Origin of the sequence: Actinoplanes sp. NPDC051470 (assembly GCF_040682035.1) — a bacterium.
Lineage (GTDB): Bacteria > Actinomycetota > Actinomycetes > Mycobacteriales > Micromonosporaceae > Actinoplanes.
Window position 1 is genome coordinate 354,201 of sequence record NZ_JBFBAA010000004.1, and the last position, 14,161, is coordinate 368,361.

15 protein-coding genes are annotated in these 14,161 nt (G+C 71.0%); 5 read left to right on the plus strand and 10 right to left on the minus strand.

Annotated features, from left to right (window positions below):
* Nucleotides 1-18: 18 nt before the first annotated feature.
* Nucleotides 19-1,929 (minus strand): 1-deoxy-D-xylulose-5-phosphate synthase, encoded by a 1,911-nt coding sequence (dxs, locus tag AB0M54_RS10795; RefSeq protein ID WP_364315744.1) that lies wholly within the window; start codon nucleotides 1,927-1,929, stop codon nucleotides 19-21.
* 116 nt (nucleotides 1,930-2,045) lie between these two features.
* Between dxs and AB0M54_RS10800 the strand changes: the two genes are divergently transcribed.
* Nucleotides 2,046-3,428, plus strand: a complete 1,383-nt coding sequence (locus AB0M54_RS10800) for a cation:dicarboxylase symporter family transporter (protein WP_364315741.1) — start codon at nucleotides 2,046-2,048, stop codon at nucleotides 3,426-3,428.
* On the opposite strand, the gene AB0M54_RS10805 is transcribed toward AB0M54_RS10800, so the two are convergent.
* Both AB0M54_RS10805 and AB0M54_RS10810 read right to left on the minus strand, forming a co-directional pair.
* On the minus strand, nucleotides 3,418-4,599 hold the full coding sequence (locus tag AB0M54_RS10805) for a TRAM domain-containing protein (protein WP_364317139.1): 1,182 nt from the start codon (nucleotides 4,597-4,599) through the stop codon (nucleotides 3,418-3,420). The genes AB0M54_RS10800 and AB0M54_RS10805 overlap by 11 nt on opposite strands.
* 5 nt (nucleotides 4,600-4,604) lie before the next feature.
* On the minus strand, nucleotides 4,605-6,653 hold the full coding sequence (locus AB0M54_RS10810; RefSeq protein ID WP_364315739.1) for an APC family permease: 2,049 nt from the start codon (nucleotides 6,651-6,653) through the stop codon (nucleotides 4,605-4,607).
* 117 nt (nucleotides 6,654-6,770) lie between these two features.
* Here AB0M54_RS10810 and AB0M54_RS10815 point away from each other — a divergent pair, with 117 nt between their 5' ends.
* Both AB0M54_RS10815 and AB0M54_RS10820 read left to right on the plus strand, forming a co-directional pair.
* Entirely contained in the window at nucleotides 6,771-7,436 is a 666-nt protein-coding gene (locus AB0M54_RS10815) for a TrkA family potassium uptake protein (protein ID WP_364315737.1), read from the plus strand.
* A 1-nt stretch (nucleotide 7,437) separates the two neighbouring features.
* Entirely contained in the window at nucleotides 7,438-8,112 is a 675-nt protein-coding gene (locus tag AB0M54_RS10820; RefSeq protein WP_364315734.1) for a TrkA family potassium uptake protein, read from the plus strand.
* Here the strand turns inward: AB0M54_RS10820 and AB0M54_RS10825 are convergent.
* Genes AB0M54_RS10825 through dut form a run of 4 tightly spaced genes read right to left on the minus strand, consistent with a single transcriptional unit; the run spans nucleotide 8,102 to nucleotide 10,417 of the window.
* A complete protein-coding gene (locus AB0M54_RS10825; protein ID WP_364315731.1) occupies nucleotides 8,102-8,899 on the minus strand; it encodes a DUF3159 domain-containing protein in 798 nt (265 codons plus the stop codon). The genes AB0M54_RS10820 and AB0M54_RS10825 overlap by 11 nt on opposite strands.
* On the minus strand, nucleotides 8,896-9,276 hold the full coding sequence (locus tag AB0M54_RS10830) for an OB-fold nucleic acid binding domain-containing protein (RefSeq protein ID WP_364315728.1): 381 nt from the start codon (nucleotides 9,274-9,276) through the stop codon (nucleotides 8,896-8,898). The genes AB0M54_RS10825 and AB0M54_RS10830 overlap by 4 nt, the downstream gene beginning before the upstream one ends.
* A gap of 30 nt (nucleotides 9,277-9,306) precedes the next feature.
* Nucleotides 9,307-9,951, minus strand: coding sequence for a DUF3710 domain-containing protein (locus AB0M54_RS10835; protein WP_364470372.1), 645 nt, complete (start codon nucleotides 9,949-9,951; stop codon nucleotides 9,307-9,309).
* A 7-nt stretch (nucleotides 9,952-9,958) separates the two neighbouring features.
* Nucleotides 9,959-10,417, minus strand: a complete 459-nt coding sequence (dut, locus tag AB0M54_RS10840) for a dUTP diphosphatase (RefSeq protein WP_364470435.1) — start codon at nucleotides 10,415-10,417, stop codon at nucleotides 9,959-9,961.
* Between the two features lie 97 nt (nucleotides 10,418-10,514).
* Here dut and AB0M54_RS10845 point away from each other — a divergent pair, with 97 nt between their 5' ends.
* Nucleotides 10,515-10,982, plus strand: coding sequence for a DUF3093 domain-containing protein (locus tag AB0M54_RS10845; RefSeq protein ID WP_364470374.1), 468 nt, complete (start codon nucleotides 10,515-10,517; stop codon nucleotides 10,980-10,982).
* Here the strand turns inward: AB0M54_RS10845 and AB0M54_RS10850 are convergent.
* On the minus strand, nucleotides 10,968-11,744 hold the full coding sequence (locus AB0M54_RS10850) for a hypothetical protein (RefSeq protein ID WP_364470437.1): 777 nt from the start codon (nucleotides 11,742-11,744) through the stop codon (nucleotides 10,968-10,970). The two genes, AB0M54_RS10845 and AB0M54_RS10850, sit on opposite strands and share 15 nt — an antisense overlap.
* A 94-nt stretch (nucleotides 11,745-11,838) precedes the next feature.
* Nucleotides 11,839-12,135, minus strand: a complete 297-nt coding sequence (locus AB0M54_RS10855) for a DUF4193 domain-containing protein (protein WP_285683063.1) — start codon at nucleotides 12,133-12,135, stop codon at nucleotides 11,839-11,841.
* 366 nt (nucleotides 12,136-12,501) lie between these two features.
* On the opposite strand from AB0M54_RS10855, the gene AB0M54_RS10860 reads away from it, so the two are divergent.
* Nucleotides 12,502-13,062: a LytR C-terminal domain-containing protein gene (locus AB0M54_RS10860; protein ID WP_364315721.1), complete on the plus strand. Its 561-nt coding sequence runs from the start codon at nucleotides 12,502-12,504 to the stop codon at nucleotides 13,060-13,062.
* A gap of 13 nt (nucleotides 13,063-13,075) precedes the next feature.
* Here the strand turns inward: AB0M54_RS10860 and AB0M54_RS10865 are convergent, their stop codons facing one another.
* A complete protein-coding gene (locus AB0M54_RS10865; protein WP_364470439.1) occupies nucleotides 13,076-13,906 on the minus strand; it encodes an inositol monophosphatase family protein in 831 nt (276 codons plus the stop codon).
* Between the last annotated feature and the right edge of the window lie 255 nt (nucleotides 13,907-14,161).

Consider the following 14,161-nt stretch of genomic DNA (forward strand, 5'->3'; position numbering starts at 1 on the left):
CCCGTCGGGACTTTCCGATCAGAGCGGGGCGTGCTCGGCCTCCAGCTGGGAGACCGACTCGGTCACCGCGAGCGCGATCTCCTGCGGGGTGAGGCCCAGCGCGGCCAAGATCTCGGACCGGGTGCCGTGCGGGTGGAAGCCCGGCGGCACCGCGAAGTCGCGCAGCGGCGCCCGCACGCCGGCGTCGCGCAGGGCGGCCGCCACCGCGTCACCGACGCCACCGGCGCGCACGCCGTCTTCCAGCGTCACGACCATGCGGTGGGCGCGGGCCAGGCCGGCGATCTCGATCGGGACCGGGCGGACCCAGCGCGGGTCGACCACCGTCACGCCGTACCCCTGCTCGGCGATCCGCTCGGCCGCCTGCATGCCCAGCGCGGCGAACGCGCCCACGGCGACCAGCAGCACGTCCTTGCGATCGTCTTCGCGGAGCACGTCGACCGGGCCGACCCGGCGCAGCGCGGGCAGGTCGGCGGCCACCGAGCCGGTCGGGAAGCGCACGATCGTCGGGCCGTCCTCGACGGCGACCGCCTCGCGCACCTCCTCACGCAGGGTGGCGGCGTCGCGGGGCGCGGCGATCCGCAGGCCCGGCACCACGCCGAAGACGCTCAGGTCCCAGATGCCGTAGTGGCTCGGCCCGTCCGGCCCGGTGACGCCGGCCCGGTCGAGCACGATCGTCACCGGCAGCCGGTGCATCGCCACGTCGAGCAGCACCTGGTCGAAGGCCCGGTTGAGGAACGTGGCGTAGACCGCGACGACCGGGTGCATACCGCCCATCGCCAGACCGGCCGCGCTGGTGATCGCGTGCTGCTCGGCGATGCCGACGTCGTAGACCCGCTCCGGGTGTTTGGCGGCCAGCTTGGCGATGCCGGTCGGCTCGGCCATGGCGGCGGTGATGCCGACGATGTCCGGCCGCTCGTCGGCGATCGCGACCAGTTCCTCGGCGAAGACGTTGGTCCACTTCACCGAGGGCTTGGCGGTGAGCGCGCCGGTCTGCGGGTCGAACGCGCCCGGACCGTGCAGGCAGTCGGCCTCGTCCTGCTCGGCCGGGCGGTAGCCGTAGCCCTTGCGGGTCACCGCGTGCACGATGACCGGCTGGTTGAAGCCCTTGGCCTTGCGCAGGGCCGACTCCATGGCCTGCTGGTCGTGGCCGTCGACCGGGCCGACGTACTTGAGCCCGAGATCCTCGAACATCGGCTGCGGGCTGACCGCGTCCTTGATGCCGCGCTTGACCGCGTGCAGCACCTCGTAGGCCGGGCGACCCACGATCGGCGTCGACCCCAGCGCGTCCTTGACCAGGTCGAGAACCCGCTCGTAGCCGGGGTTGAGGCGCAGCGTGGCCAGGTGGTCGGCCAGGCCGCCGATCGTCGGCGCGTACGAGCGGCCGTTGTCGTTGACCACGATGACCAGGCGGTTCTTGGCCGCCGCGATGTTGTTGAGCGCCTCCCAGCACATGCCGCCGGTCAGCGCGCCGTCGCCGACCACGGCCACCGTGTGCCGTTCTTCGCCGCGCAACGCGAACGCCTTGGAGATGCCGTCCGCGTACGACAGCGCGGTGGACGCGTGCGAGTTCTCGATCAGGTCGTGCTCGCTCTCGGCCTGGCTCGGGTAGCCGGACAGGCCACCGCGCTGGCGGAGCAGGTCGAAGCCGCCCTGCCGGCCGGTCACCATCTTGTGCACGTAGGCCTGGTGGCCGGTGTCGAACAGGATGCGGTCGCGGGGCGAGTCGAAGACCCGGTGCAGCGCGAGCGTCAGCTCCACCACGCCCAGGTTGGGACCGAGGTGGCCGCCGGTGCGGGACACCTTGGCCACCAGGAAGTCACGGATCTCGGCCGCGAGCAGGGTCAACTGCTCACCGCTGAGGCGCTTGAGATCGCCCGGAGCGGTGATCGAGCCGAGCAGGCCGTACGGAGTGGGGAGGGCTTCGCTCATGACACCCGAGTCTATCGGCGCTGCGCCCGCCCGCATCCGCCCGACAACCATGGTCACCTGAACCTGCACACGATCTACACATGGACCGGGGTCGAGTAATACGTTAGAAACCGTGGATGACCGTCGAATCAACGGCGCCACCGCGCCGTCGTGACCGCTCCCACTGGCTCTACATCGCGGTGCTCATCGCGATGGCCCTGGGCATCGCGGTCGGCTTTCTCTTCCCGGAATTCGGCAAGGAACTCCGTCCCCTCGGTACCGGTTTCGTCAACCTGATCAAAATGATGATCGCCCCGGTCATCTTCTGCACGATCGTCCTCGGTGTCGGTTCCATCCGCCGGGCGGCGCAGGTCGGCAAGGTGGGTGGCCTGGCCCTGGGCTACTTCCTGATCATGTCGACGGTCGCCCTGGCCATCGGTCTGGTCGTCGGCAACATCCTCAAGCCGGGCGCCGGCCTGCACCTGACCGACGCGCTGGCCGAGACCGGCAAGGCCCAGGTGGCCGAGGACGCCAAGGGCACCACCGACTTCATCCTCGGCATCATCCCCGACACCCTGTTCTCGTCACTGACCTCCGGCGAGGTGCTCCAGGCCCTGCTGGTGGCGCTCCTGGTCGGCTTCGCCGTGCAGGCGCTCGGCGCGCGGGGCGAACCGGTCATCCGCGGCATCCAGGCCGTCCAGCGGGTGGTCTTCAAGATCCTCGCGATGATCATGTGGCTGGCCCCGATCGGGGCGTTCGGCGCGATGGCCGCGGTGGTCGGCGCGACCGGCTTCGACGCGCTGAAGAGCCTCTTCACGATCATGGTCGGCTTCTACATCACCTGCGCGATCTTCGTGTTCGTGATCCTCGGCCTGCTGCTCCGGCTGGTCGCCCAGATGAACGTGTTCCGGCTGTTCAAGTACCTGGCCCGGGAGTTCCTGCTGATCCTGTCCACGTCGTCGTCCGAGTCGGCCCTGCCGCGGCTGATCGCGAAGATGGGCCATCTGGGCGTCAGCCGGCCGGTGGCGGGCATCGTGGTGCCGACCGGGTACTCGTTCAACCTGGACGGCACGGCCATCTACCTGACCATGGCCTCGCTGTTCATCGCCGACGCGATGGACAAGCCGATGTCCATCGGGCAGCAGATCGGCCTGCTCGCCTTCATGATCATCGCCTCCAAGGGCGCGGCCGGCGTCACCGGCGCGGGCCTGGCCACGCTGGCCGGCGGCCTGCAGAGCCACCGCCCCGACCTGGTGCCCGGCGTCGGCCTGATCGTCGGCATCGACCGGCTGATGTCCGAGGCCCGGGCGCTGACCAACTTCGCCGGCAACTCGGTCGCCACGGTGCTGGTCGGCAAGTGGACCGGCGAGTTCGACCCGGTGCAGGCGGAACGCGTGTTCAGCGGCGAGGACCCGTTCGACGAGTCGACGTTCTCGGACGAGGCGCACAGCGGGGACGAAGCGCCGGGCGGGGAGGAGCCGCCGGCGCCGCCCAAGCGCGACGAGCCGGTCAGCGCGTAGGGGTCAGCAGGGCCACGCATTCGATGTGCCGGGTCATCGGGAAGCAGTCGTACGCGCGGATCTCGGTTGCCGTCCAGCCGAGCTCCGCGAACGTTCCGATGTCCCGGCCGAGCGCCGCCGGGTCGCAGGCCACGTAGGCGATCGCCCGCGGACCGGCGGCGGCCACCGCGTGCACCACCTCGGCGCCCGCCCCGGACCGCGGCGGGTCGAGCACCACCAGGTCGACCGGTCCGGTGACCCGGCGCCGGCGCAGCGCCCGCTCCACCTTCGCCTCGACGACCTCCACCGGCAGGTCGGCCAGGTTGGTCCGGGCCGCCGCCGCGCCCTCGGGGGCCGACTCGATCAGGCTGACCCGGGCGCCGGTCCGCCCGGCCAGCGCGGCCGCGAACAGTCCCGCCCCGCCGTAGAGGTCCCAGGCGGTCTCCCCCGGCCGCGGGTCGAGCATCTCCAGCACCGTGGCGACCAGCGTCTCGGCCGCCGCCGGGTGCACCTGCCAGAAGCCGTCGGCGGGCAGCGTCCAGGTTCGCCCGGCCGCCGCCTCGCGCACCTCGCCCTCGCCGTCCACGACGACCGCCGGCCCGATGCCCGGGGCCACCACGTCGATCTCCTCGGCGGCCGGCCAGGGGTGCGACAGCACATCCAGCTCCTGGATGTGCGGATGCGCGATCAGGCAGCGGTCGATCGCCACCACCTCGTGCGACCGGTGCTTGAGCAGCCCCGGCCGGTCGGCGGCGTCCACCGAGTAGCGCACCCGGGACCGCCACCCCAGCAGGCCGCCGGGCAGGCGCTCCACGCGTACCCCGGCGATCTGCTCCGGGGTCATCCCACCCAGCCGGGTGAGCTGCTCGTGCACCACGGCGGTCTTCCAGTCGAGCTGCCCGGTGTCGCTCACGTGTTGCAGATCACAACCACCACAAAGATCGGGCTTCGCGTACGCGCACGGCGCCGTCACCCGATCCTTGGAGGGCTCGTGCACCTCGACCGCGTCGGCGCGCAGATAGCCGCGATGCACCTCGGTGACCGCCGCGGTCACCCGCTCGCCGGGCAGCGCGTGCCGGACGAACACCACCCGGCCGTGCTCGCCACCCAGCCGCGCGACACAGTGCCCGCCGTGCGCCGGGCTGCCCACGGTCACCTCGACGGTGTCGCCCTCGACCAGGTCGTCGGTCACCGGATTCACGCCTTCACGTCCTCGTGCTGCGGCTCCGGATCCTGTTCCGGTGGCGGCGGCAGCGGGCGGCTGCGCGGGCCCCGCTGCGGCGCCTGGCTCAGCCCGCGGTCGAAGCGCTCCAGGTCCTTGTCCTGGCTGGACTGCAACTGCCAGGGCACGCTGGTCACCATCACGCCCGGCTCGAACAGCAGCCGCCCCTTGATCCGCAGCGCGCTCTGGTTGTGCAACAGGTTCTCCCACCACCGGCCGACCACGTACTCGGGCACGAACACGGTCACCACGTCGCGCGGCGAGCCGCGGCGCACGCTCTTCACGAAGTCGATGATCGGCCGGGTGATCTCCCGGTACGGCGAGTCGACCACGGCCAGCGGCACCGGCACCTGGCGGCGCTCCCACTCGTCCTGGATCTTGCGGGTGTCCTTGTCGTCCACGTTCACGGTGACCGCGGTCAGCGTGTCGGGGCGGGTCGCCTGGGCGTACGCGATGGCCCGCAGCGTCGGCAGGTGAACCTTGCTGACCAGGACGACGGCGTGGTTGCGGGACGGCAGGACCGGACGCTCGTCGGTCGGCTCGAGCTCGGCCGAGACCCGGTCGTAGTGCTTCCGGATGGCCAGCATGGTCGCGTAGATGACCAGCATCGCCGCGATCGCGATCCACGCGCCGAGCAGGAACTTGGTGATCAGCACGACGATCAGCACCGCGCCGGTGAGCACCATGCCGAACGAGTTGATGGCCCGGGAGCGGACCATCTGCCGCCGGCGGGTCGGATCACGCTGGGTCCGCAGCAGCCGGTTCCAGTGCCGGATCATGCCCGCCTGGGACAGCGTGAAGGACACGAACACGCCCACGATGTAGAGCTGGATCAGCCGGGTGACCTCGGCCTCGAACGCCACGATCAGCACCATCGCGACGATCGCCAGGAAGATGATGCCGTTGCTGAAGGCCAGCCGGTCACCGCGGGTGTGCAGCTGGCGCGGCAGGTAGCGGTCCTGGGCCAGGATCGAGCCGAGCACCGGGAAGCCGTTGAAGGCGGTGTTCGCGGCCAGGAACAGGATCAGCGCGGTCACCGCGCCGACCAGGTAGAGCAGGACCGAGCCGCTACCGAAGACGGTCTCGCCGAGCTGGGTGGTCACGGTCTTCTGCACGTAGCCGGCCGGGCCGCCGACGATCTGCGTCGTCGGGTCCTCGACGAACTGCAGGTGGGTGGCCTGGGCCAGCACGATGATGCCGACCAGCATGAGGATCGCGAGGCTGCCCAGGAGCAGCAGCGTGGTCGCCGCGTTCTTGCTCTTCGGCGCCTTGAACGCCGGCACGCCGTTGGAGATCGCCTCGACCCCGGTCAGCGCCGCGCAGCCGGACGAGAAGGTTCGCAACAGCAGGAAGACGAAGGCGAAGCTGGTGAGGTGGCTCTCCTCGGCCGCGATCCGCAGCGTGGCGCTGGGCGCCTGGAGGTCCTGGCCGAGCACGAAGACCCGGACCAGCCCGGTGAGCACCATGCCGACCATGACGATGATGAACGCGTAGGTCGGGACGGCGAACGCGGTGCCCGACTCGCGCAGGCCGCGGAGGTTCAGCGCGGTCAGCACGGTGACCGCGACCAGCGCGATGCCGATCTTGTGCTCGGCCACGAACGGCACGACCGAGCCCAGGTTGCTCACGCCGGCGCTGATCGACACCGACACCGTGAGGATGTAGTCGACCAGCAGCGCCGAGGCCACCGCGACGCCGAACCGGGGACCGAGGTTGACCGTGGCGACCTCGTAGTCGCCGCCGCCGGACGGGTAGGCGTGCACGTTCTGCCGGTAGCTGGCCACCACCGTGACCATCACCACGGCCACCGCCAGCGTCACCCAGGGTGAATAGAGATAGGCCCCCGCGCCGGCGATGGAGAGGGTCAGCAGGATCTCGTCCGGGGCGTAGGCGACGCTGGAGAGCGCGTCGCTGGCGAACACCGGCAGCGCGATCCGCTTGGGCAGCAGCGTGTGCTGGAGCCGGTCGGATCGGAACGGCCGGCCGACCAGCAGCCGCTTGACGATGGAGGTGGGACTGACCACAAGCGCAAAGCGTACGGCGGTATCGAACGCGTCGTCGGCCGCCCCGGCCCACACGCTTGGCGGGGCCGTGCCAAGCTACCCAGGACAGCTCGGACGGGTCTTCGGAAGGCAACGACGTTGTACGTGGTGATCATGGGGTGTGGCCGCCTCGGGTCCACCCTCGCGCACAAGCTCGACGCGCGCGGACACACCGTGGTGGTGATCGACCAGAACGCCGACGCCTTCCGCCGGCTGGGCGCCGAGTTCAGCGGCACCACGGTCACCGGCATCGGCTTCGACCGCGACGTCCTCCGCCAGGCCGACATCGAGCGCGCCGACGCCTTCGCCGCCGTCTCCAGCGGCGACAACTCGAACATCATCTCGGCCCGGCTGGCCCGCGAGACGTACGGCGTGTCCCGGGTCGTCGCCCGGATCTACGACTCCCGCCGGGCCCTGGTCTACGAACGCCTCGGCATCCCGACCGTGGCGACCATCCGCTGGGCCGCCGACCGGATGGTCCGGCACCTGGTCCCCGAGGGCACCGTCGAGGTGTTCCGCGACCCGACCAGCTCCATCTCGATCGTCGAGACCCCGCTGCACCGGGACTGGGTCGGCATCACCGTGGGCCGGTTCGAGGACGCCACCGGGGCCCGGGTGGCCTACCTGATGCGCTTCGGCATCGGCTCGTTGCCCACCACCTCCACCGTGCTCCAGGACGGCGACCAGGTCTTCGTGCTGGTCACCGACGACACCGTCGGATCGGTGCTGGGAATCGCCTCCTCCGCCGCCCAGGGAGGCCAGTGACATGCGGATCGCCATCGCCGGGGCCGGCAACGTGGGCCGGTCCATCGCCCAGGAGCTGATCGGCAACGGGCATCAGGTGATGCTCATCGAGCGCCAGCCGCGCCAGCTGCGCCCGGAACGGGTGCCGGACGCCGAATGGGTCCTCGCCGACGCCTGCGAGGTGAGCAGCCTCGAGGAGGCCGACCTGGCCGGCTGCGACGTGGTGGTGGCCGCCACCGGCGACGACAAGGCCAACCTGGTGGTGTCGCTGCTGGCCAAGACCGAGTTCGCGGTCGGGCGGGTGGTGGCCCGGGTGAACCGGGCCGAGAACGAGTGGCTCTTCAACGAGCAGTGGGGCGTGGACGTGGCGGTCAGCAAGCCGCGCCTGATGGCCGCCCTGGTCGAGGAGGCGGTCACGGTCGGCGACCTGGTCCGGCTGATGACCTTCCGGCAGGGTGAGGCCAACCTGGTCGAGATCACCCTGCCCGCCGACGCGCCCTACGTGGGCCTGCCGGTCCGCGACGTGCCGCTGCCCCGCGACTCGGCCCTGGTGACGATCCTGCGCGGCAAGCGGGTGCTGGTGCCGACGCCGGACGACCCGCTCGAGGCGGCCGACGAGCTGATCTTCGTCTGCACCGCCGAGGTGGAGGATCAGGTTCGCGCGGTCATCCTCGGCACCGACGACCTCACGGACTGACCGGGTCGGCCTCGGTCGCCTGGCGCCGGGTGATCCGGTGGATGTACCAGGCGGTGAACGCGAACGTGGCGGCGTACATCGGCCAGCTGATCACGACCCGGGTCACGCCCAGCGCGGTGGCCTGGTCGGCCAGGTAGAGCCAGCCCTGGATGCCGGCCCGGATGAACAGCGAGCCGGCCCAGACCAGGGTCAGCCACTGGAACGCGCGGAACAGCTCACGGTTGTCGAACCAGTCGTGCCTGCCCTTGTTGACCAGCACACCCCAGACGTACCCGATGATCGGTTTGCGGATCACCACGGAGGCGATCAGCACCACCACCTGGCCCAGGCTGAGCAGGATGCCGGGCAGGTAGAAGTCTTTGGCCTCGCCGGACCGCCAGGCCAGCCAGGCGCCCAGGGCGATGCCGAAGATGCCGTTGATCGCGTGGCGGATCGGCTCCTTGCGGATGATCCGGTAGACGCCGATCAGCACCGCCGTGCCGACCGCGCCGCCGATCGCCCAGTACAGCGCGGTGCGCTTGTCGAGCCCGGCCGCGTTCTCGCCGAGAATGACGTTGAGCAGCACGAAGGCCGCCACCGGGACGCCCGACTCGATCAGCCCGCGCACCCCGCCGAGCTGCTCCGAGAGCATCTCGGACATGGACGGGAGCGGTTCCTCCTCGTCGTCCGCCTTCGCCTGGTCGGGTGACACCGGATGCAGGTCCTGGGCCTCGACGATCTCCTCGGCGACCCGGTCCATGCCCTCGTCCGGCGGCGCGACGTGTCGGGGCTCGCTCCCGGAAGTCAACGCGGCGCCTCCAGCTCGTAGAACGGGTTGTAGATCACTTTGCGCTCATCCCGGATCGCTATCCGCCCGCGGGCGGTGAGTTGCCGCCCGGGCTCGACCCCGGCGATCGAACGCCGGCCGAGGAAGACCAGGGTCACCACGTCGCTGCCGTCGTAGAGGTCGGCCTCGAGCGTCGGCAGATTGGTACGCGGCGTGTAGGCGACCGTCTTGAGCCGGCCGGAGACCGACACCACCTGGCCGCGGGTGCACTGACCCGCCGGGATCGCGCCGCACTTGGCGCTCTCCCGTTGCAGCTCCTCCGCCTGCAGTTCGTCCTCCGAGGCCGTGAGGCGCTCGAAGAACCGGCGCAGGCCGGTGGTCCGTTCGGTCGACATCATCTCACGGTACGCCGTTCACGCTCTTGAAGTTCAGTCCGGTTGCTGCTGCTGAGCCTGGTCGGCCATCTCGGCCGGAAGACGCACGGGCAGCGGCTCACGCACCGGCCGCGGCTCGTCGTCGCGGGCCACCACCAGGCCCTCCAGGCACTCCCAGAGCACCGGCGAGACGGCGCTGTCGGTCGCCACCGGACCCTGGAAGGTGGCCCGGACGAACCAGCGCGGCCCGTCCACCCCGACGTACCGCACGTCGACCAGCTGGCCCTGCGGGTCGGGCAGCTGGGCGACCAGCTCGGTGCCGTACCGCCCGTGCTCCTCGCGCACGGTCAGCCCGCCCGCCTTCATCTCCTGGAGCATCTCGGCGCGGACCTCGTCCCAGATCCCGTCGGTACGCGGGGCGGCGAACACGCCGAACTCCACCGCGCCCGCACCGGACACCAGCACCACGTGCTCGACGCTGCCGTCCTGACCGGCCTGCACCCGCACCTCGACGCCCTCGACCGCCGGGATCTGCATGCTGCCCAGGTCGAGCCGGGCCACGCCCTCCGGCGCCCACTCCTCGTCCCAGGGACCGAACTCGGGCTTCTGCGGGTCGCCGGCGGTCATGCTGTACGCCAGCGCGTCGGACTGCGGGGCGTCGTCCTGCCGGACGTGCCGGGGCCGCTTACGGGAGAACATCGGTGGTTCACCTCTCTGCACGCCGGGGCGTGACGAAAGCCTGGTGGCCGCCGGTCGAGCCGTGCCCGCCCGCGCCGCGAACCGTGTCCGGCAGCTCGTCGACGACGTGGAAGGCGGCGCGCTCGACCCGCTGCACCAGCAACTGGGCGATGCGGTCACCACGGAAGATCTTGACCGTGGCGGCCGGGTCATGGTTGACCAGGTTCACGAGGATCTCGCCGCGATATCCGGAGTCGACCGTACCGGGCGCGTTGAGCACCGTGACGCCGAGGCGGTGTGCCAGACCGGAACGCGGGTGGACCAGCCCGACATAACCCTCCGGGAGGGCGATCGCGATGCCGGTCGGCACCAGGCGGCGCTCGCCCGGCGCGAGCACCACGTCCTCGGCGGCGACCAGGTCGGCGCCGGCGTCGCCGGGGTGTGCGTACGCGGGCAGCGGCAGGTCCGGATCGAGCCGGCGGACCATCACGTCCACAGCGTCAGGCCTCTCGTCGGTGGGTGAGCGGCGTTTACCATGCCATCCTGCCGCACTCCGGAGCGAAGACGCGCCGTACCCTCACCGGGTGACAACCGACGCGGCCACGGTCACCTACGCCGAGCGCCTGACCATCCCCTGGTGGGCCTGGCCGCTCGGGCTGGCCGGGGGCGGGCTGGTCGGCGTGGAGATCTGGATGGGCGCCGGCGGCGTCCGCGCCTGGGCGCCGTTCGCCGTGATCCTGCCGCTGGCCCTCGCCCTGATGTTCTGGGTGGGCCGGCTCCGGGTGGCCGTCACCGGCTCCGAGTTCCAGGTCGACGACGCCCGGCTCCCGCTGTCGGCGATCGGTGAGGTGGTCGCCCTCGACGCGGCCGGCAAACGGGAGGCCCTCGGGGTCGGCTCGCACCCGCTGGCCTTCGTGATCCAGCGCCCCTGGATCGGCGGGGCGGTGCAGGTCGTGCTCGACGACCCGGCCGACCCGACGCCGTTCTGGGTGATCAGCTCGCGGCACCCGGTCGAGCTGGCCACCGCGCTGCGGGAATCAGCCGCCCGGTAACGCCTTGCGGCCCTTGCGCAGGTCTTTCTTCAGCTCCTCGCCCAGCTTGTTGGTGGCCCGGCGGTTGAGGTAGCCGGCCACCGCGGCGCCGGTCAGCAACGGTCCCAGGGTGGTCAGGTTGCGTCCGAAGCGCTTCAGCAGGGTGGTCTGGAGCTCCTTGCGGGCGGCCGTGCCCAGCACCGAGGCCACCCCGACCCCGGGCAGCAGCGGGTTGACGCCGCGCTGACCGGCCCAGGCCTGGAGCAGGGCGGCGGCGCGCTGGGGGCCCGGCCCGGTGATCGGCCGGCGGTAGATCTCGTGCAGCTCGCCGATCAGCTTCAGCTCGATCGACACGACCGCGATCGTCTCGGCGGTCAGCAGCACCGGCGCCGACAGCAGGGTCGGCGTGACAGCCCACTGCAGCGACGCGACGCCGCCACCGGCCGCGCCGATCCCGGCGGTGGATCGCGCGGCGTTGCGGATCAGGCGGTCGGCGAGTTCGTCGCCGTCCAGCCCGTCGAAGTGTGCCCGCAGCGTCTCGATGTCCCGGATGGGCACGTGCTGAGCGATGTCGCCCACCACGTCGGCCATCCAGCGCAACGCCGCCTTGGGCCGGAACACCTTGCCCAGCCCGCGACCGCGGACATCGTCCACGAGCCGGCCGAGCAGTCGCCGGCGACCGGCCGGCTCGAGGTCGCTGCGGGCGAGTTCAGCGACCGTCTTGCCGATGCCGTCGTCGAGCTGGTCGGGCTGCGCGGGCGTCTCGGACGGGTCCGGACTCATGGCTCCGGTCTCGGGTGTGGTCATTGTTGTCCTCCCCGTCCTCTACTTCACCGCGCACAGACCCGGTCAAACAGGCCTGCGCCAAACCGTTGGGTCAGGCGCACTCACGGCAGATCAGATCCCCGTTGCGTTCCGCGGCCAGCTGGCTGCGGTGATGCACGAGGAAACAACGGGAACAGCGGAACTCGTCGGTCTGCATGGGCAGGACCTTCACGGTGAGTTCCTCGTCGGCCAGGTCAGCGCCCGGGAGCTCGAAGCTCTCCGCGACCTCGACCTCGTCGACGTCCACTGCGCCCGACTGCGAGTCGGCCCGGCGGGACTTGAGCTCCTCGAGGCTGTCCTCGCCGAGGTCGACCTCGTCGCGACGCGGGGCGTCGTAGTCGGTGGCCATCGGTTTTCACTCTCCTGTATCGATGTGTCACTTGGCGTTAGTAACGCCGGTGACGTCTTCCTGGTTCCCGGTTCGCGCGGACTTTTCTTACTCATCCGTTCAGTGGAGAGCGACTGCCGCCGGGACGCTTCCACCCCCTCGTGGTTATGCCCCGGCGAGCGCGGTACCTTACCGCTCCCGTAGGACGGTTGTACGCACGCAGGCGGCTCATTGTTCCCGATGTGACTGAGGCGACATCAAAGTAGGGTCCCGGGCGGGTGGATCATCGTCGGCGCGCCGGAAGTATCTCCTGTTTCCGCAGGGTTGGCGGGCAGACGCTAACCTCACCTCGTTCCCCGTCGAGGCATACCTACTGGAGCCGGCAGCATGAGCTTTGCGCGCGTCCGAGCGTTCGTCGTCATCGGCGTCCTCGGCGTGGCCGCGATCGTTTTCGTCGTGGTCGCGCTGGTACGTGACACCCAGGGCGGTGCCTCGGCCGACGGCGGTTGTCCCAAGGGGGCGCCGCTGGCCAACATCACGCTCCCCGACGACACCGACGAGGTCAAGATTCGGGTGCTCAACGGCACGAAGACCGCCGGCGTGGCCGACCGGGTCAGCGACGACTTCAAGAACCGCGGCTTCCAGGTGCAGCCGCCGCGCGAGAGCAAGACCAAGTTCCCGCGCGTCGCGATCATTCAGTACGGACCGAAGGCGGTCGGCAACGCCCAGCTGATCCGGGCGTACTTCCTGGGCCAGGCCAAGACGGAGTACAGCGCCAAGCGGACCACCGACGTGATCGACGTGATCATCGGCGACCAGTACCGCCAGCTGGCCACCAGCACCGAGGTCAACCAGTCGCTGGTCGAGCTCAGCGAGCCCGAGCTGCCGCCGGGCGCCTGCCCCGCCCCGCCGCCCCCGAAGAAGAAGGAGGACGAGGACGCCAAGTAGGCGTCCTCGCCGATCAGGGGCCGCCGGCCGCGTCCAGGTCGCTGAGGGCGTCGTGCAGCGGCCCCCAGAGCGCCGGTGGCGCGGCGATGAGCATCTCCGGGCCCGCCGGGGCACCGTCGAGTCCGGACACCAGCAGACCGGCCTCGGTGGCGACCAGCCCGCCCGCGGCGTGGTCCCACGGGTTCAGGCCCTTCTCGAAGTACGCGTCCAGCATCCCCTCGGCGGCCATGCACAGGTCGACCGAGGCGGCGCCGATCCGCCGGATGTCGCGCACCCGGGTGATCAGACCGGCCACCACCGCCCCCTGATGGGCCCGTCGAGCCGCGTCGTAGCCGAAGCCGGTCCCAACCAGGGCCTGACCCAGTTCGGTACGCACCGAGCCGCTGAGCCGCCGAGCCCGACCGGTTTCGGCTACGACACGCCAGGCACCGCCCCCCAGCGTGGCCGTCCACTCCTCACCCGTGGCCGCGTTGTGCACCACGCCGGCCACCACGGCACCGTCCACCTCGGCCGCCAGCGACACGGCCCAGGAGGGCAGCCCGTAGAGGTAGTTCACGGTGCCGTCGATCGGGTCGAGGATCCAGCGGACCGCACCGGCCACCGGCTCGGCGCTGTCGCCGTACTCCTCGCCCAGCACGCTGTCGCCGGGCCGCTCGGCCCGCAGCGCCTCGACCACCTGGCGTTCCACCGCGCGGTCGGCCGCGGTGACCACATCGGTGTCGGTGCTCTTGGTCTGCACGTCGGTGATCGCCTCGGCGCGCATCCGCCGCGCGGTCGCGGCGGCGTCGCGCGCGATCCGCACCGCGAGTGACAAAAGCTCGTCAGATGTCGATGTCCCGGGAATGTCGGCCCCCTCGAGCGTGATTTGGCATTACCATTCTGCCGCCGGCACGGAGCAAGACCCCTCGCGACGGGCCGGTGGCGTGCGGCGACGGGAGGATCTCGTCCGACGGCGCTACAATTCACCCCTGCCACCGATGAACGGGCTCCCAGCGACGGGCCGGGTCCGGGATTTCGGGGGCTCCCACCAACCACCGGCCAGCCTCTTCGCCGTGCGCTGTGCTGGGCACCAGGCCGTTTCTCGCCCTCCGGAAGGTCA